Origin of the sequence: Micromonospora sp. NPDC047187 (assembly GCF_040643355.1) — a bacterium.
GTDB lineage: Bacteria > Actinomycetota > Actinomycetes > Mycobacteriales > Micromonosporaceae > Micromonospora > Micromonospora salmantinae.
Genome location: NZ_JBEYUF010000005.1, coordinates 14957 through 31324 on the forward strand (window position 1 = coordinate 14957; position 16368 = coordinate 31324).

The following is a 16368-nucleotide window of genomic DNA, read 5'->3' on the forward strand; positions in this document are numbered from 1 at the left end:
TACCTCACCGAGCCTGCCCGGAGGTGATCAGCAGCCGGTCAGCGTCGGATCAGTGCCGGCCGGGCCGCAGGCCTAGATTGATGCCATGACCAGGCAGCTGACGGCGCCCGTCGCGGTGACCTTCGGCGTACTCGGGCCGGTGACCGCCGCGACCGAGCGCGGCCCGGTCCCGCTGCGGGGACACCGGCAGCGCCTGGTGCTGGGCCGGCTGCTGATCGCCCACGGTCGGGTGGTGCCGGTGGATCGTCTCGTCGACGACCTGTGGGAGGTAGCGCCCGACGGCGCGGTGGGCGCGATCCGGACCTTCGTCGCCGACCTGCGCCGGGCCCTGGAGCCCGATCGACCACCCCGCCAGCCACCCCGGATCCTGGTCACCGAGCCGCCCGGGTACGCGCTGAAGGCCGCCCCGGACGCCGTGGACGCAGGACAGTTCGAGGCTGCTGTCGGCGAGGCGGCCCGGCTGCTGGTGGCCGGGCGTCCCGCGCCGGCCCTGGCCGCGCTGGAGGCGGCGCTCGGGCTCTGGCGCGGGCCCGCGTACGCCGACTGCGCCAACGAGTCCTGGGCGGTCGCGGAGATCAACCGGCTGGACGAGCTGCGGATGCTCGCCGTCGAGCGACGGGCCGAGGCGCTCCTGGCGGTGGGCCGACCGGACGACGCCGCCGCGGACCTACCGGCACACCTGGCCAGCCATCCGCTGCGCGAGGACGCCTGGCGGCTGCTCGCGACGGCCCGGTACCGCGCCGGCCGGCAGGGCGACGCGCTGGCCGCACTGCGGGAGGCCCGTCACGTCCTGGTGACCGAGCTGGGCGTGGACCCGGGGCCCGAGCTGCGACAGTTGGAAGCCGACATCCTGGCCCAGGCACCGCACCTCGCCCCGGCCCTCGGACGGGCCGTCACCTCCGGCCTCGGGGAAACCGTACGACCCGTCCAGGCGGAGCAGCGCCCGTTCGTCGGCCGCGACGCGGAGCTGGAACGGCTGCGGCGAGCCGCCGAGGCCGCGTCCCGGCACCGCCAGCCCACGCTCGCCCTGCTCAGCGGCGACCCGGGTGCCGGCAAGACGGCGCTGGCCGAGGCCCTGACCCGTCGACTCGCCGCCGAGGGCTGGACCACGGCGTGGGGACACAGCCCGGAGTACGAGGGCGCCCCGCCAGCGTGGCCGTGGACCCAGATCACCGACACGCTCGCCGGGCCCCCCGCCGCCGGCGCCGCCGACCCGGAAGATGGTTCGACTGGCGGTGCGGTCGACCCCGCCACCGGGCGGTTCCGTCGCCACCGCGCCGTGGCCTCGCTGATCGCGGCGGTCGCCGACCGGGAGCCGGTCCTGCTGGTCCTCGACGACCTGCACCGCGCCGACGGTGACACCCTGGACCTGCTGACCGCACTGCTCACCGGCCCACAGCCGGCCAGCGGGCCGGTGCTGATCCTCGCCACCTACCGGGCCACCGAGATCAGCCCGGAGCTGACCGCCACCCTGGCCCGCGCCGCCGGGCTGGAGCCGGTCCGGGAGTATCTCGCCGGCCTGCCCGCGTCGGCGACCGGCGAGCTGGCCGGCGCCATCGTCGGGGCGGAACTGGACCCGGCCACCGCCCGGTCGATCCACCAGCGCAGCGGCGGTAACCCGTTCTTCGTCCGCGAGCTGGCCCAGCTGTACGCGAGCACGGGGCAGGCGGGGTTGGCCGCCGTGCCGCCCGGGGTCCGCGACGTGATCCGGCACCGGTTGGCGCAGCTACCCGCCTCGACCCGTACCGTGCTGCGGCAGGCGGCAGTGCTCGGCCGGGACCTCGACCCGGACGTGCTGGGCGTGTTGGCCGGTGACCCGACGACAGCGCTGGACGCCGTGGACCGCGCACTGGCGGCCGGGTTCCTCACCGAACGGGAGTCCGACGGGCGGCTGCGCTTCACCCACATCCTGGTCCGCGACACGCTCTACGCCGACCTGTCCGCGCCGCGCCGCGCCGCCTGGCACGCGGCCGTCGCCGAGGTGCTGCGACAGCGGGAACCCGTCGAGCCGGCGGCCCTCGCGTACCACCTGCTGCGCGCCGGCGGGCCGGTCCACGCCGCCGAGGCGTCGACGTACGCCCAGGTGGCGGCCGAGCGGGCCGAACGGGGCGGCAACCCCCACGAGGCGGCCCGCCTGTGGGGCCAGGCGATCGAGGCGTACGACCGCGCCGGCGGGGTCGCGCCGCGTGGACGGGTGACCGCGCTGCTCGGCCTGGGACGAGCGCTGGCCGTGACGGGCCGGCTGGCCGAGGCGCGGCTACGGCGTGCCGAGGCGATCACCGTCGCCGAGTCCACCGGCGACCCCCTCCTGATCCAGGAGGCCCTGGCTGGCTTCGACGTGCCCGCCAGTTGGACGCGCAACGACGACGATTTGCTCTCCGGGCACATCGTCCGAGCCGCCGAACACGCCCTGACCGCCCTCGGCCCGGTCGGCTCGGCGCAGCGCAGCCGGCTGCTGAGTACCCTCGCGCTGGAGCTGCGCGGCACCACCACCGATCGTGGACGCCGCGCCGCCGCCGAGGCCGAGACAATCGCCCGCGACATCGGCGATCCCGGGCTGTTGGCCTTCGCGCTCAACGCCCGCTTCATGCACGCCTTCCACAGCGTGGGTCTGGCCGACGCGCGGGCCCGGATCGGCCTCGAACTGGTCGACCTGGCTGCCCGGCACCACCTGGTGACCTTCGAGGTGCTCGGCCACCTCGTCCTGGTCCAGGCCAACTGTGCGCTGGCCGACCGGCCCGCCGCCGACGAGCACGCCCGCGCCGCCGACCGCCTCGCCGAACGGTACGAGCTGCCGTTGGTCGGTGTCTTCACCCGGTGGTACGCCGCGCTGCGGCTGGCCCTCGACGGTCAGTCGGACGCGGCGGCGCAGGCGTACCGCTCGGCTGCCGACCGGGTGAGCGCCGACGGCATGCCGGGGCTGACCCAGGGGTTGCTCCCGCTGGCCCTGCTCGGCCTGCGACTGGCCGACACCGTCAGCAACGACTCACTGGTAGGTGACGCCCGGCTGGTACCCGGTGGGCGACCGATTCCCGGGCCGGACGACGAGGACTGGGCGCGGCTGGACTGGGGCCCGCACGAGCCCTGGGTCCGACCACTGCTGCTCGCCGCCGCCGGCGACCGCAGTGCCACCCGGGCGGCGCTGCGGGCCCTGCCGGACGGGCCGCACGACCTGCTGCGGGAGGTGCGGTTCTGCCTCACCGCTCGGGCGGCGCTCGCCATCGGCGACCGGCCGACCATGGAACGCGTCGCCGCCGCGCTCCGCCCGGCCGCCGCCGAACTGGCAGCCGGCAGCGGGGTGATCACCATCGGTCCGGTGGCCGGGCATCTCGCGGATCTGGCCGCTGCGCTGGGCCGCGACGAGGAAGCCACCGCGTACCGCCGTACCGCCCGGGTGCTCACCGCACGTGTCCGCGGCGACGACCCAACCTGAGCGCCGTCGGGCGCACGGCGGAACCACGACCCATGCGGAGAGGTATCGCGTAGCTCTCCGGTTCCCCTTCTGGTGCCACACGACACTGCCCCCGCGCTCGGGCTGCCCAGCGACTTGCCGGTTTCCGCCGGAACCCACCGGCGGGTGCGGTCAGATGGAACCACCGGCGCGTCCACCGTCGGCCGTGGTCCGAGGGGGTGTACGCGTGGAGGCGCTCATCCTGATCGTGGTGCTCGGCGTCACCGTCCTCGTCGGCACCACCCTCGGCGGCCGGTACCGGGTCGCCCCGCCGGTCCTGCTCATCGCGTTGGGCGTACTGCTCGGGCTCACGCCGCCGCTGTCCGAGGTCACCCTGGAACCCGACCTGGTCCTGCTGATCTTCCTGCCGGCGATCCTGTACCGGGAGAGCCTCACCATCAGCCTGCGCGAGATCCGGGCCAACCTGCCGGTGATCGGGCTGCTCGCCGTGGTGCTGGTGGTGCTCACCATGGTCACTGTGTCGTTCGCCGCGCAGGCGCTCGGCGTAAACCCCGCCGCCGCCTGGGTGCTCGGCGCGGTCCTCGCGCCGACCGACGCCGCCGCGGTCACCGGCCTGGCCAAGCGGCTGCCCCGGAAGCTGCTCACCACCCTGCACGCGGAGAGCCTGATCAACGACGGCACCGCGTTGGTGGTCTTCGCGGTGGCCGTGGCTCTGCTCAGCCACAGCGACGAGCCGGGCGTGCTGGGTGTCGGCGAGGAGTTCGTCGGCGCCAGCGTCGGCGGCGTGGTCGCCGGTCTGCTGGTGGGGGCCGCCGTGGTGCTGATCCGCAAGCGGCTCGACGATCCGCTGCGCGAGGGCGCACTCAGCGTGCTGACCCCGTTCGGCGCCTTCCTGCTCGCCGACTCTGTGCACGCCAGCGGTGTGCTGGCGGTGGTGGTCGCCGGCCTGGTGCTGGCCTACGCCGGCCCACGGGTGATCCGCGCCCGGTCCCGGGTGCTGGCGTACGCGTTCTGGGACCTGACCACGTTCCTGATCAACGGCGGGTTGTTCGTCCTGCTCGGCACGCAGATTCCCCGGTCGGTGCGGAGCATCACCAGCACCTCGCCCGAGCGGGCTCTGGTGATCGTGCTGGTGGTCACCCTGGTCGTGATCGGCACCCGGCTGCTCTTCATCTACCTGACCGCGCAGTCGGCGCGGCTGCGGCGCCGCCGGATGGTGGACCCGAGCCAGGGACCGTCCGCCTGGCGGGTGGGGACCGTCGCGGGCTGGTCCGGTTTCCGGGGCGCGGTGTCGTTGGCCGCCGCCCTGGCCGTCCCGACGGTGATGGTCGATGGTCAACCGGTGGTCGAACGCGATCTGATCATCTTCGTCACCGCGCTGGTGATCGTGCTGATCATGCTGCTTCAGGGCACCACCCTGCCGTTGGTGGTGCGCTGGGCCGGGCTGAGCGGCGACCCGCAACGCGTCGACGAGGCCCGCAACGCCCGGCGGCGGGCCACCGAGGTGGGCCTGGCCGCTCTTCCCCAGGTCGCCGCGGAGATCGGTGCCCAGGATGAATCGGTGCGCCGGCTGGAGGCCGAGTACCGGCGGCATCTGGAGGACCTCGACGAGAGCTGTGGGAACACCGCCGAGGAGCGCCGGCTGGAACGCCGACTGCGCCTCGGCGTCCTCGCCCACAAGAGGCGGGAGGTCACCCGGCTGCGCGACAACCGGGAGATCGACGACCTGGTGCTCCAGGAACTCCAGGCCGCGTTGGACAACGAGGAGATCCGGCTGCTGGGGCGCGGACCCAACGAGTGATCGTCGGCGGCCGTCCGACCAGGGCTCAGAGCACCTGGTCGAGGAACCGGCGAAGCCGCGGATGCTCGGCCCGCTCGAAGATCGCCTCGGGTGGGCCGGCCTCCAGCACCACCCCCCGGTCCATGAAGGCGACCGTGTCGGCGACCTGCCGGGCGAAGCCCATCTCGTGGGTCACCACCACCATGGTCATGCCGGCGGCGGACAGGTCGGCCATCACCCCGAGGACGCCCTTGACCAACTCCGGGTCGAGCGCCGAGGTGGCCTCGTCGAAGAGCATCACCTCGGGCCGCAGCGCCAGCGCGCGGGCGATCGCCACCCGCTGCTGTTGACCGCCGGAGAGCTGCGCCGGCCGGGAGTTCGCCTTGCCGGCCAGCCCCACCAACTCCAACTGGGCCCGGGCGACGCTCTCCGCCTCGTCCGCACCGAGCTTGCGCAGCCGGCGCAGCGCCAGCGTGACGTTGCGCAGCACGCTCATGTGCGGGAAGAGGTTGAACTGCTGGAACACCATGCCCACCCGCTGCCGCAGCGCGTCCGGGTCGTCGCCCAGCACGCTGCGCCCGTCCAGCAGCACGTCGCCCCGGTCCGGTTCGATCAGCCGGTTGATGGTGCGCAGCAGGGTGGACTTGCCCGACCCGGACGGCCCGATGACGCAGGCCGTCGCGCCCCGGGGCACCGAGAGGTCGACGCCGCGCAGCACCCGGTTCGGCCCGAAGGCGAGGTGCACATCGCGTACGTCGAGGCTGACCGAGGTCGTCGTGGTGGCGGTCATCGCCGATCTCCTTCCGTCGCGGCGTACGACGTGACGTCGTCGTCCTCTTCGGTCGACGCGGTGGCCGGCCGGCCGTTGCGCAGCCGCCTGTCGATCCAGTTGACGACGTGCGTCAGCGGGACGGTCAACGCCAGGTAGCAGAGCCCCGCCAGCAGCAGGGCCGACTCGTTGCCGGTGGTCGCCGCGTAGTCCTGCCCGATCCGGAACAGCTCCCGCTGGCTGGCCACCAGGCCGAGGAAGTAGACAAGGCTGGAGTCCTTGATCAGCGCGATGAGCTGGTTCACCCAGGCCGGCAACACCCGCCGGATGCCCTGCGGAATGATCACCAGCCGCATCGCGTCGGCCCAGGAGAAGCCGAGCGCCCGGGCGCCCTCCAACTGGGCGGCCTCCACGGACTGGATGCCCGAGCGGAAGATCTCCCCGATGTACGCGGCGGCGATGAGCGACAGCGCCAGGATGCCCAACGGGTAGGGATCGGGCCCCCAGACCTGCATGCCCAGCGGGGCCAGCCCGACGCCGATCAGCAGGATCGTCGCCGCGGCCGGCAGCCCTCGGAACACGTCGGTGTAGACCCGCGCCGGCCAGCGCAGCCAGCGGCTGCGGGAGATCCCGGCGACGGCCAGCAGCAGGCCCAGCACCGAGCCGAGCAGGGCGGCGGAGACCGCCAGGATCAGCGTGTTGGGCAACCCGACGGTCAGCATCTCGGGCAGCGCCTCGCGCATGGCGTCCCAGTCGAAGAAGGTCTCCCACAGGGTGCTCAACGGATCCATCGGTCGCTCCTCCTACCGCCCCGCTCGCTCGTCACCGGTTCAGGACGCGGTCGACGCGGACGCCGACGGCTCTGTCGGCACAGCCGACACCGACGCGGACGGGGCCTTCACAGTGCCGCTGCCCGGCGTGAAGTCCGCCGGGATCGGCCGGCCCGGGTAGTACTGCGCCTGCAACCGGCTCCAGGTGCCATCGGCGATGACCTCGTCGAGGCCCTTGTTCAGCGCCTCGCGCAGCTTGTCGTTGCCCTTGGCCACGGCGTACGCGGTCGGTGCCGGGCTGAGCTGCTTGGCCGCCACGGTGATCTTGCCGTTGCTGTCGGTGGCCGACTTCTCGCCGATCTCCGCCGGGGCGATCCAGGCGTCGGCGGTGCCCGCCTTGAGCTGGTTGATCGCACCGTTGTAGTCGGGCACCCGCACCGGGTCGAGCTGCTTGCCGGTGGCGTAGTCGTCCTGGACGGTGCCCTGCACCACCACTACCCGCTTGCCGGCGAGCTGGTCGAAGCCGGTGATCGGCGAGCCGGCCGGGACGTCCAGGCCGAAGTAGCCGAAGTCGTAGCCGTCGCCGAAGTCGACTGTCCTCTTGCGGGCCTCGGTGATGGTGATCGAGGAGCTGCCCACGTCGAACTTGCGGTTGTTGACCTGGCTGAGCAGCGCGGAGAAGTCGGTGCCGACGAACTCGACAGTGAGGCCGAGCTTGCCGGCCACGGCGGTCAGCAGGTCGTTGTCGAAGCCGGTGAACTTGCCGTCCTTGAGGTACACGTTCGGCGGGGCGTCGGTCAGCGTTCCGGCGCGCAGCACACCCGTCTGGGCCAGGCCGTACGGGTTGGCGGTGGCGTCGGACGAGCTGTCGTCGCCGCAGGCGGTCAGGGCGGTGGCGGCCAGGATCGTGGCCGCGCCCAGGGCGGCGGCGCGGGTCAGGGCAGAAAGGAATCGCACTGGTGTCTCCGAAGGGTGGTGTCTCGGCGCGCACGGACGTGCGCCACCGACGGCGCGCCCGATGGGCGTACCGGTGGAAAGGAGCTTGGGAAGAGGGTGCTAGAGCGCGATGCCGCGACAGGCGGCGCTGCACATTCGCATCATGTCCACGTGCCGTCGCCGGATCAGTGCGGGCGAGGGTCGACCGGTGCGGGAGTCCGCGACGTCGGTCGGTGGGGTGGTGCTGAGGATGCGCATGGTTCTCCCGGGTCTGTGCTGACCTGGGTGCCAGGCCACGCTTGCACCGACGTCCTGCCGGTGCCTGGTCTTCACCCGGGGCACCCCACCGCGGAGGAGGGTTGCCGGCCAGCGAGCCGGGGCTTCGCGCTGGCGCTCATGACCTGCGCCGAGGCTAACAGCAGGAACGGGTGGATCGTCCAGTCGATATGACCACGCTCACGGTGCTCGCGTCCCCCGTCATCCCGCCCACGGTCACCGTGGGTATCCGCCCGACCGGTCGCCCCGTCCGCCGGTGTGGAACCCAGCCGACGCCACTGCCGGTTTCAGGGCAGAGGACAGGGGGAAGCAGCGCCCCGGGCTGGCTGGAACGGCACCGGGGGAGGGGACAGGGCATGGTCGGCGGCCGTCGCTTCCGCCCGGGTGGTGGCTTCGGCCGCCAACTCGACGAGTACGAGACGAGGGTCGGTGTGGCGCCGTCCGCGGAGTCGCCCGCCGCGTCCCACGGCGGCCTGGTGGACAGCGCGGTCTACATCCGGGGGCACCGGTTCGCCTCGCCGTCCGGCCTCGCCGAGACGTACCGCTGCCTCCAGGAGCGGGACGGCGCGATGGCCTGGATCGGGTTGTACCGGCCCGACATCGAGCAGATCACCTCGCTGGCCCGGGAGTTTCGGCTGCACGACCTGGCGGTCGAGGACGCGATCAACGCCCACCAGCGGCCCAAGCTGGAGCGGTACGGGCACACCCTGTTCGTGGTGCTGCGCGCCGCCCGCTACGACGACCTCCGGGAGGAGGTCGAGTTCTCCGAGCTGCACCTGTTCATCGGCCCGGGCTTCGTGGTCACCGTCCGACACGGTGAGGCGCCCGACCTGGCCGCGGTGCGGCGGCGGCTGGAGACCGAGGCGCAGATGCTCGCCCGGGGGCCGGAGGCGGTCCTGTACGCGATCCTCGACCAGGTCGTCGATGGGTACGCGCCGGTGGTGGCCGGACTGGAGAACGACATCGACGAGATCGAGACCCAGGTGTTCGGTGGCGACCCGAACGCCAGCCGCCGCATCTACGGGCTCAGCCGTGAGGTCATCCAGTTCCAGCGGGCCGCCCGCCCGCTGCTCAGCGTGCTGGACGCGCTGGCCGACGGCGCCGGCAGCGCCAGCGCCGACGAGGAGCTGCGCCGCTACCTGCGCGACGTGACCGACCACCTGACCCAGGTGGTGGAGCGGGTGGACGGTTTCCGGCACCTGTTGCAGAACATCCTCACCGTCAACGCCACCCTCGTCTCGCAGCAGCAGAACGAGGAGATGCGCAGCCTCACCGCGGCCAGCTACAGCCAGAACGAGGAGCTGAAGAAGGTGTCCTCCTGGGCGGCGATCCTCTTCGCTCCCACGCTCATCGGCACCGTGTACGGCATGAACTTCGTCCACATGCCGGAGCTGAACTGGCGCTTCGGCTACCTCTTCGCGCTGCTGTTGATGCTGCTGGTCTGCGGCACCCTCTACGTGATCTTCAAGCGGCGCGGCTGGCTCTGAGCCGCGCGGCCGGGATCACTCGATGCCGCGCAGGATGTGCCGTTCGTCCTCGACGTCGTCGTCGCCGGCACCGATCCGGCCGAGCAGTACGGCGGCCGCCCAGATCGTCAGTGGCGTGGCCGCCCCGGTCATTCCGCCGCCGGTCCGGTCGTCCCGGGTCTGCCTCCGCTCCGTGCGCGGTGGCCTGCGCTGAGCCTGCATGGGCCCTGCCTCTCCTCGTCGAAGCCGCCGTGGGTGGCGCGGGGTGACCTCGCGCCACACCGGCTGGGTGGACCGCCTGTGAGCAGCACACCACCGGTACGACAGCCACTCGAACCTTCCCACGCCCGGCCGCATCCGCACCGCTTGTTTTCGGGTTTCCGACTGTCGCCCGCCAAACCGGACATTACGCCTTGACGGTCGAGGCGCGGTCAAGGCAGCGGGTGGGCGATGCCACGCGCGTGGTCGGTGAGCGCCGCGCCGACCACTGTCGCGGCCAGCGGCAACACCTCCAGACAGCGGCGCACCGCGGCGGCCATCAGCGTGTTCGGCACCCGCATGGACAGCGTGCAGTGCGGCACCCACCGCCCCGGCTGGTAGTGCTCGGCGAGGGCGATGCCGGCGCCGGCGAGCCGGTCGTGCACCAGCCGGTGGTGTGCCAGCAACTCCGGGGTGGGCACCGGGCCGAGCCAGAGCACCCGACCGACGAACTGACCGGCGTGCTGGAAGTCGAGCCGCAGCGGGGCGGCCACCACCGTCCCCTGTAGCGCCTCGGCGACCTGCTCCCTGTCGAAACGGGGCGCCACCATGAGCGAGACGTGCGGACGGTGGCGCTGCTCCAGCAGCGAGCGCATGCTCTGCACCCCCTCGGCCTCCAGCGCGTCCCAGAGCACTCGGATCCGGCGGGTGGCGTCCGGGTCCAGGTACAACTCCACCGCGGCGACCATTCGATCACCGTAGCGGCCGAGGTTTGCCCACCCCGGTCCGGCGGTACCTGTTCGGAAACCGACCAGGAAGGCGTACCCGTGGACGTGAGTGAGCTGCTGACCGAGGCGTACGACAGGCTGCCCGACCTCGTCCGCGCGGCCGTCGACGGCCTCCGCCCCGAGCAACTGCGCCACCAGCCCGGGCCGGGCGCCAACTCGGTCGGCTGGCTGGTCTGGCACCTCACCCGGGTGCAGGACCACCACGTCGCCGACCTGCTCGACGCCGAGCAGATCTGGGTGAGCGACGACTGGGCGGGTCGGTTCGGGCTCGCCGCCGACCCCGACAACACCGGCTACGGGCACTCGCCCGCCCAGGTCGCCGCGGTGCGGCCGGAGAGCGCCCAGGCGCTGATCGACTACTACCAGGCGGTCGCGGCGCGTACCGGACGCTTCCTGGCCGGCCTGGGCCCGGCGGACCTGGACCGCGTGGTCGACGAGGCGTGGGAACCGCCGGTCACCCTCGGCGTCCGGTTGGTCAGCATCGTCGACGACGACCTGCAACACGTGGGCCAGGCCGCCTACGTCCGCGGCCTCATCCAGGCCGACTGAACGCCGGGGTCACGGCACGATCACTGCCCGGCCGTCCAGGGTCCCGTCGCGCAACTGGCGGTACGCGTCCAGGGCGTCTCCCAGCGCGAAGGTGGTGGTCTTCGGACGGACCAGGCCCCGGGCACCCAGGTCGAGTACCTCCACCAGCTCGGGGCGGCTGCCCCAGTAGGTGGTCGCGATACTCACCTCGTAGGGCACGGAGAAGAACGACACTCCCACGGTGCCGCCGCCGATCCCCACGATGGTCAGGTCGCCCACGGTGCGGGCCGCCGCCACGCCGAGCGCCAGGGTGGCGTCCGTGCCGACGAAGTCCAGCACCACGTCGGCGCCGCGGCCTTCGGTGGCGTCCCGGATCTCCTCGGCGGCGGTCGGTCCGGGGGCCACGGTGCGTTCGGCGCCGCATTCCTCGGCCAGCCGCAGCGCCTCAGCTCGGGTGTCGACGGCGATCACGCGCGCGGCGGTGGTGGCCTTGAGGATCTGCACACCCACATGCCCCAACCCGCCGACCCCGATCACCACTGCCGTGCTGCCCGGCGGCAGTTTCGGCCAGCTGCGCCGGATCGCGTGGTAGGGGGTGAGCCCCGCGTCGGTCAGCGGTGCCGCATCCACCGGATCCAGTCCCTCCGGAAGGGGCACGAGGTGCCGCGCGTCCGGGACCAGCTCGAACTCGGCCATGCCGCCGTCCAGTCCGAGCCCGCCGCCGCCGCTGGGCACCGGCGCTGCGGACGGGTTCTCGCAGTACGGGTCGACTCCGACCCGGCATCGAGCGCAGGTGCCGCAGCCCCAGGGGCCGAAGACGGCGACCGGTTGGCCGACGGACAGGCCGGTCACCCCATCGCCGAGGGCGTGCACCCAGCCGGCGTTCTCGTGCCCGAGGGTGAATGGTGGGTTCCAGGGCATCGTGCCGGGCTCGAACTCGTCCATCAGGTGCAGGTCGGAATGGCAGGCGCCGGCACCGCCGATCCGGACCACCACCTGACCTGGCCCCGGCGTCGGGTCGGGAACCTCGACGAACTCCGGTTCCGACTTCCACTCCCGCAACCGCAGCGCTCGCATACCGGTGCTCCCGTCCGTCTCGGCCGAACCGTGGGCTGCCCACCTCATCCCAGAGCAAGCCGAACCGTGGGCTGCCCACCTCATCCCAGAGCAAACGGGCTGACACCACGGCGGATCTGGCACCTCACCTGTTTCGGGTGAGCCGGGGTCACCCCGACGCGGGTGATCCTGCGGGAAACCGTGGGGAGGGGACCCGATGGGCGCGACGGCGGAGCAGTACCTGCGACAGCTGGATACCGGCCGGCGGCCCGACCTGCCGGAGACCACGGCGGGGACGCTGCGGCTGGACGTCCGCGACGACGGCAGCACCGATCACTGGTACCTGACCATCGCCGACCAACAGGTCCGGGTGACCCGCTCGGCCGACGACGCCGAGCTGGTGGTGCGGGCCGACCGGCCGGTCTTCGACCGGATGGCCCGCGGCGAGCTGCACCCGGGCGCGGGCCTGCTGCGCAACGAGCTGACCGTGCACGGCAACATGCGACTGCTGATGCTGCTGCGGCGGATCTTCTCCGGGCCGGACGGCGCCCGTCACCCGCATGAGCTGGGCCGAGCCGCGCTGGCTGGCCGGGCCGCGACGACCGCTCGGAACGAGACGACCGCTCGGAATGAGACGACTGCTCGGAATGAGCGGCCGTGAAGCAGGAACTGGTGCACGTCATCGCCGGCAACCTGTTCGCGATCAGCGACGCCCAGGGCGACATCGAGGTCGACCCGCAGACCCCGGTCGGACTCTTCGCGTACGACACCCGGTTCTTGTCCCACTGGGTGCTCAGGATCGACGGCGAGCGGATCAACGCACTCGCCCGCGACGACCTCACGTACTTCGAGACCCGGTTCTTCCTGGTCCCCGGTGCGGCGAGCCACTACGTCGACGCCGACATGTCGATCATCAGGCACCGCTCGGTGCACGACTGCTTCCACGAGAACATCACAGTGCTCAACCACTCGTCGCAGCCCGCCGAGTACACCGTCCGGATGGAGATGGCCAGCGACTTCACCGACATCGTCGAGGTCGGGCAGCTCCGGCAGCGGGCCGTCGAGGTCAGCGCCGACTCGGCGGGCCAGCAGCTCGTGCTGCGCTACCAGCGGGACCGGTTCGTCCGCCAGACCACAGTGCGCAGTACCGTCCCCGCCGAGGTCGACGAGAAGGGAATGACGTTCCGGATCCGGATCGCACCCGAGGGGAAATGGGAGACCGACCTGCACGTCAGCGTGACGATGGGCGGCGAGGAAGGCCGGGATCTCCGCGCCGACCTCCAGTCGCACCAACAGACCGTGCGGACGGGCATGCGTGAGGACCTGGTGCAGTGGCTGGACCGGGCGCCGCAGCTGGTGGCCGAACGCAACGGCCTGGAGGAGCTCTACCGGGGCAGCCTCGCGGACCTGGCGGCACTGCGGTACAAGCCGTTGTCGTACCGCGAGCGGGTGCCGATCGGCGGTCTGCCGTGGGCGATGGGGTTGTTTGGACGGGACGCTCTCATCACCTGCCTCCAGACGATGGCCTTCACCCCCGAACTGGCTCCGGCGACGCTACGGATGCTGGCGCTCATGCAGGGCGGCCAGCTCGACGACGCGCTGGACGAGGAGCCCGGCAAGATCCTCGCCCAGCTCCGGTACGGCGAGACCGGAACGTTCAGCGACCGGGTGAGCGCGCTGTACTACGGCGCGGCGGACACCACCCCGCTCTTCGTCGTGCTGCTCGACGAGTACGAGCGTTGGTCCGGTGACGCCGACCTGGTCCGCGAGCTGCGCCACCCGGCCCGGATGGCGTTGGACTGGATCGACGAGTACGGCGACCTGACCGGGGACGGCTACCTGCGCTACCAGCGCCGCAACGAGCGCGACGGCACGATCAACCAGTGCTGGAAGGACTCCCCGGACGCCATCGTCGACGCCCACGGTCGGCAACCCGCCTTCCCCCGCGCCACCTGCGAGTTGCAGGGCTACGCGTACGACGCGAAGCGGCGTGGCGCCCGGCTGGCCCGGGAGTTCTGGGGCGACCCCGCGTACGCCGACCGGTTGGAACGGGAGGCGGCAGCGCTGAAGGAGCGCTTCAACCGGGATTTCTGGCTGCCACACCGGGAGTACTACGCGTTGGCGCTCGACCCGTACGGCGAACCGGTCGATGCGCTGGCCTCCAACATGGGGCATCTGCTCTGGAGCGGGATCGTCGATGACGACCGTGCGGAGGCGGTCGCCGAGCACCTGGTCGGGCCGCGACTGTTCAGCGGGTGGGGAGTGCGCACGTTCGCCACCGGGCAGCGCACGTACAACCCGGTGGGCGCCCACCTGGGCGCGGTGTGGCCGTCGGACAACGCGCTGATCGCCGCCGGGTTGCGCCGCTACCGCCTCGACGTGCAGGCGGCCCGGGTCGCGGACGGCATCTTCGACATGGCGCAGACGCTCGGTGGCCAGGTGCCGGAGGTGATCGCCGGTTACGAGCGCAGCCTGACGACCTATCCTGTCCGACTGGCGATGAGCTGCCGCCCGCAGGCGTGGTCGTCGGGAGCGTTGCTGATGCTGCTCGGCACCATGCTGGGCCTGCGACCCACCGGCGACAACCTGTTGGTGAACCCGGCGGTGCCGGAGGGGTTCGGTCGGCTGGAGCTGCTGGACATCCCCGGCCGATGGGGGCATTCCGACGCCTATGCGAGAGACCGGACCACCGAACGCCGGCACCGCCTGCGTTGAGGCGGTGCGGCAGCGCTCGGTGCGGCAGCGCTCGGTGCGGCAGCGCTCGGCGCGGCAGCGCTCGGCGGTCGGTGTCGGGGTCAGCCCATGGTCTTGGCGCCGTCGATCGACTCGCGCAGGATGTCGGCGTGCCCGGCGTGCTGGGCCGTCTCGGCGATCAGGTGCAGCAGCACCCGGCGGACCGTCCAACTCGCTCCCGGCTCGAACCAGGGCGCCTGCGGCAGCGGGTGTGCCGCGTCCAGGTCGAGGGTGGCGATCAACTCGTCGGTCTGGGAGGCCACCTCCTGGAAGCGCTCGACCAGCCCGGCGAGGGTCTCGCCCGGCAGCATCTGGAACTGACCGACCCAGTCGATCTCCTCGCGGCCCATCGCCTCCGCGCCACCGACGGCGAAGAGCATCCACCGGTGCTCGACGCCGGACACGTGCTTGACGAGGCCGCCGAGGCAGAGCCCGCTGACGGTGGGGCGGCTGGCCGCCTGCTCGTCGGTGAGCCCGTCGACCGTCTGCAGGAGGAAACCGCGGTGCCTGCGGAGTGTCTGCAGGAGGTCGGTGCGCTCACCGGTGAGCTGCTCAGTGCTGGTCATGCCGCCACCCTTCGTTGATGTCCGCCGGTGCCACCGTAGGGCGAGGCACCGACACTTCCCGGGCGCGACACCTCCTCGACCGAAGACCCGCCAGCGGTTGCCGATCCGCGCCGGTGGCGGTCCACTGAATGACATGGGTGTGATTAAGGTGGGCACGTCGTCCTGGGCGGACCAGTCCCTGCTGCGCTCCGGGTGGTACCCACGCTCGGCCAGCACGCCGGCCCGTCGACTGGGCTTCTACGCCAGCCAGTTCCCGATGGTCGAGGTGGACACGTCCTACTACGCCATCCCGGTCCCGGAGACGACCCAGGGCTGGGTGGACGCCACACCTGACGACTTCACCTTCGACGTCAAGGCGTTCAGCCTCTTCACCGGTCACCCGACACCGGTCGCCGTGCTGCCCCGGGACCTGCGGCCGACCAGCGGCCCGAGCCGGATCCGCCGCCGGGACCTGCCGGAGCCGGCGTACGACGAGCTGTGGACCCGGTTCCGCGCGGCCCTCGACCCGATCGCGGCGGCCGGCAAGCTCGGTGTGGTGATGTTGCAGTTCCCGCCGTGGCTGGTGCGCAGCCCCGCGGCCGAACGCCGGATCGTCGAGCTGGCGCAGCGCTGCCGCCCGTGGCGGGTCGGGGTGGAGTTGCGGCACGGCTCCTGGTTGGACGACGACGCCGCGGCGGACACTCTGGATCTGCTACGCGCCCACGACCTGTCAGTGGTCTGCGTCGACATGCCACAGGGGCATCCGTCGTCGGTGCCGCCGATCCTGACCATGACGGCGGAGCCGGCGATCGTCCGGTTCCACGGTCACAGCGACGCCTGGGGCGGGGGTGACAAGCAGGAGAAGTTCCGGTACGCGTACGCCGAGGACGAGCTGCGGCACTGGGCCGGACGGCTGGCCGAGTTCGCTGATCTCCCCGATGAGCTGCACGTGCTGTTCAACAACTGCTGCGCCGGGCAGGCCCAGCGCGACGCGACCCGGCTGGCGCAGCTGCTCGCCGAGACGCTGCTCGCCGAGACGCTGGTCGTCGAGCAGGCCGTCCCGGCGACCGGCTGATCTCCGCACCGGCCGCCCGGCCGGGCGCCGGTCCGC

15 protein-coding genes and 1 riboswitch are annotated in these 16368 nt (G+C 72.3%); of the genes, 7 read left to right on the forward strand and 8 right to left on the reverse strand.

Going from position 1 to position 16368, the window contains the following annotated elements; translation table 11 throughout:
* The first annotated feature begins 85 nt into the window (after positions 1-85).
* Together ABZ794_RS11135 and ABZ794_RS11140 are read left to right on the forward strand one after the other, a co-directional pair.
* Complete coding sequence (locus tag ABZ794_RS11135; RefSeq protein ID WP_357515337.1) at positions 86-3433, forward strand: BTAD domain-containing putative transcriptional regulator; 3348 nt, start codon at positions 86-88, stop codon at positions 3431-3433.
* Between the two features lie 205 nt (positions 3434-3638).
* Positions 3639-5213, forward strand: a complete 1575-nt coding sequence (locus ABZ794_RS11140) for a Na+/H+ antiporter (protein WP_357515339.1) — start codon at positions 3639-3641, stop codon at positions 5211-5213.
* Between the two features lie 25 nt (positions 5214-5238).
* Here ABZ794_RS11140 and ABZ794_RS11145 read toward each other — a convergent pair whose 3' ends face one another.
* From ABZ794_RS11145 to ABZ794_RS11160, 4 genes are all read right to left on the reverse strand, one after another.
* Positions 5239-5982 (reverse strand): amino acid ABC transporter ATP-binding protein, encoded by a 744-nt coding sequence (locus ABZ794_RS11145; RefSeq protein ID WP_210784083.1) that lies wholly within the window; start codon positions 5980-5982, stop codon positions 5239-5241.
* Positions 5979-6752, reverse strand: a complete 774-nt coding sequence (locus ABZ794_RS11150) for an amino acid ABC transporter permease (RefSeq protein WP_238688035.1) — start codon at positions 6750-6752, stop codon at positions 5979-5981. Before ABZ794_RS11150 ends, ABZ794_RS11145 begins: the two co-directional genes overlap by 4 nt.
* Positions 6753-6791: 39 nt before the next feature.
* On the reverse strand, positions 6792-7688 hold the full coding sequence (locus ABZ794_RS11155; protein ID WP_357515342.1) for an ABC transporter substrate-binding protein: 897 nt from the start codon (positions 7686-7688) through the stop codon (positions 6792-6794).
* Between the two features lie 99 nt (positions 7689-7787).
* Complete coding sequence (locus ABZ794_RS11160) at positions 7788-7925, reverse strand: hypothetical protein (RefSeq protein WP_210784086.1); 138 nt, start codon at positions 7923-7925, stop codon at positions 7788-7790.
* Between the two features lie 32 nt (positions 7926-7957).
* A riboswitch (SAM riboswitch) is annotated at positions 7958-8069 on the reverse strand.
* A 230-nt stretch (positions 8070-8299) separates the two neighbouring features.
* Here ABZ794_RS11160 and corA point away from each other — a divergent pair.
* Complete coding sequence (gene corA / locus ABZ794_RS11165; RefSeq protein WP_357515344.1) at positions 8300-9430, forward strand: magnesium/cobalt transporter CorA; 1131 nt, start codon at positions 8300-8302, stop codon at positions 9428-9430.
* 15 nt (positions 9431-9445) lie between these two features.
* On the opposite strand, the gene ABZ794_RS11170 is transcribed toward corA, so the two are convergent.
* Together ABZ794_RS11170 and ABZ794_RS11175 are read right to left on the reverse strand one after the other, a co-directional pair.
* A complete protein-coding gene (locus tag ABZ794_RS11170) occupies positions 9446-9631 on the reverse strand; it encodes a hypothetical protein (RefSeq protein ID WP_210784088.1) in 186 nt (61 codons plus the stop codon).
* Between the two features lie 209 nt (positions 9632-9840).
* Positions 9841-10356: a 2'-5' RNA ligase family protein gene (locus ABZ794_RS11175; RefSeq protein WP_210784089.1), complete on the reverse strand. Its 516-nt coding sequence runs from the start codon at positions 10354-10356 to the stop codon at positions 9841-9843.
* A gap of 78 nt (positions 10357-10434) precedes the next feature.
* Between ABZ794_RS11175 and ABZ794_RS11180 the strand changes: the two genes are divergently transcribed.
* Positions 10435-10944 carry a DUF664 domain-containing protein gene (locus tag ABZ794_RS11180; protein WP_210784090.1) on the forward strand — a complete coding sequence of 170 codons (510 nt, stop codon included), beginning with the start codon at positions 10435-10437 and terminating at the stop codon, positions 10942-10944.
* 9 nt (positions 10945-10953) lie between these two features.
* Here ABZ794_RS11180 and ABZ794_RS11185 read toward each other — a convergent pair whose 3' ends face one another.
* Positions 10954-12000 carry an NAD(P)-dependent alcohol dehydrogenase gene (locus ABZ794_RS11185; protein WP_210784091.1) on the reverse strand — a complete coding sequence of 349 codons (1047 nt, stop codon included), beginning with the start codon at positions 11998-12000 and terminating at the stop codon, positions 10954-10956.
* Between the two features lie 196 nt (positions 12001-12196).
* Between ABZ794_RS11185 and ABZ794_RS11190 the strand changes: the two genes are divergently transcribed.
* Both ABZ794_RS11190 and ABZ794_RS11195 read left to right on the forward strand, forming a co-directional pair.
* Positions 12197-12640 carry an SCP2 sterol-binding domain-containing protein gene (locus tag ABZ794_RS11190; protein ID WP_210784092.1) on the forward strand — a complete coding sequence of 148 codons (444 nt, stop codon included), beginning with the start codon at positions 12197-12199 and terminating at the stop codon, positions 12638-12640.
* Entirely contained in the window at positions 12637-14694 is a 2058-nt protein-coding gene (locus tag ABZ794_RS11195; protein ID WP_357515348.1) for a glycogen debranching N-terminal domain-containing protein, read from the forward strand. The genes ABZ794_RS11190 and ABZ794_RS11195 overlap by 4 nt, the downstream gene beginning before the upstream one ends.
* Positions 14695-14774: 80 nt before the next feature.
* On the opposite strand, the gene ABZ794_RS11200 is transcribed toward ABZ794_RS11195, so the two are convergent.
* On the reverse strand, positions 14775-15278 hold the full coding sequence (locus tag ABZ794_RS11200; RefSeq protein ID WP_357515350.1) for a DinB family protein: 504 nt from the start codon (positions 15276-15278) through the stop codon (positions 14775-14777).
* 133 nt (positions 15279-15411) lie between these two features.
* Here ABZ794_RS11200 and ABZ794_RS11205 point away from each other — a divergent pair, with 133 nt between their 5' ends.
* On the forward strand, positions 15412-16332 hold the full coding sequence (locus ABZ794_RS11205; protein WP_357515352.1) for a DUF72 domain-containing protein: 921 nt from the start codon (positions 15412-15414) through the stop codon (positions 16330-16332).
* Positions 16333-16368 lie beyond the last annotated feature (36 nt).

Coding starts and splice junctions, on each gene's coding strand:
- ABZ794_RS11175 (WP_210784089.1), bottom strand. CDS start 10,356: ATGGTCGCCGCGGTGGAGTTGTACCTGGACCCGGACGCCACCCGCCGG.
- ABZ794_RS11150 (WP_238688035.1), bottom strand. CDS start 6,752: ATGGATCCGTTGAGCACCCTGTGGGAGACCTTCTTCGACTGGGACGCC.
- ABZ794_RS11185 (WP_210784091.1), bottom strand. CDS start 12,000: ATGCGAGCGCTGCGGTTGCGGGAGTGGAAGTCGGAACCGGAGTTCGTC.
- ABZ794_RS11205 (WP_357515352.1), top strand. CDS start 15,412: ATGGGTGTGATTAAGGTGGGCACGTCGTCCTGGGCGGACCAGTCCCTG.
- ABZ794_RS11135 (WP_357515337.1), top strand. CDS start 86: ATGACCAGGCAGCTGACGGCGCCCGTCGCGGTGACCTTCGGCGTACTC.
- corA (WP_357515344.1), top strand. CDS start 8,300: ATGGTCGGCGGCCGTCGCTTCCGCCCGGGTGGTGGCTTCGGCCGCCAA.
- ABZ794_RS11160 (WP_210784086.1), bottom strand. CDS start 7,925: ATGCGCATCCTCAGCACCACCCCACCGACCGACGTCGCGGACTCCCGC.
- ABZ794_RS11200 (WP_357515350.1), bottom strand. CDS start 15,278: ATGACCAGCACTGAGCAGCTCACCGGTGAGCGCACCGACCTCCTGCAG.
- ABZ794_RS11145 (WP_210784083.1), bottom strand. CDS start 5,982: ATGACCGCCACCACGACGACCTCGGTCAGCCTCGACGTACGCGATGTG.
- ABZ794_RS11170 (WP_210784088.1), bottom strand. CDS start 9,631: ATGCAGGCTCAGCGCAGGCCACCGCGCACGGAGCGGAGGCAGACCCGG.
- ABZ794_RS11190 (WP_210784092.1), top strand. CDS start 12,197: ATGGGCGCGACGGCGGAGCAGTACCTGCGACAGCTGGATACCGGCCGG.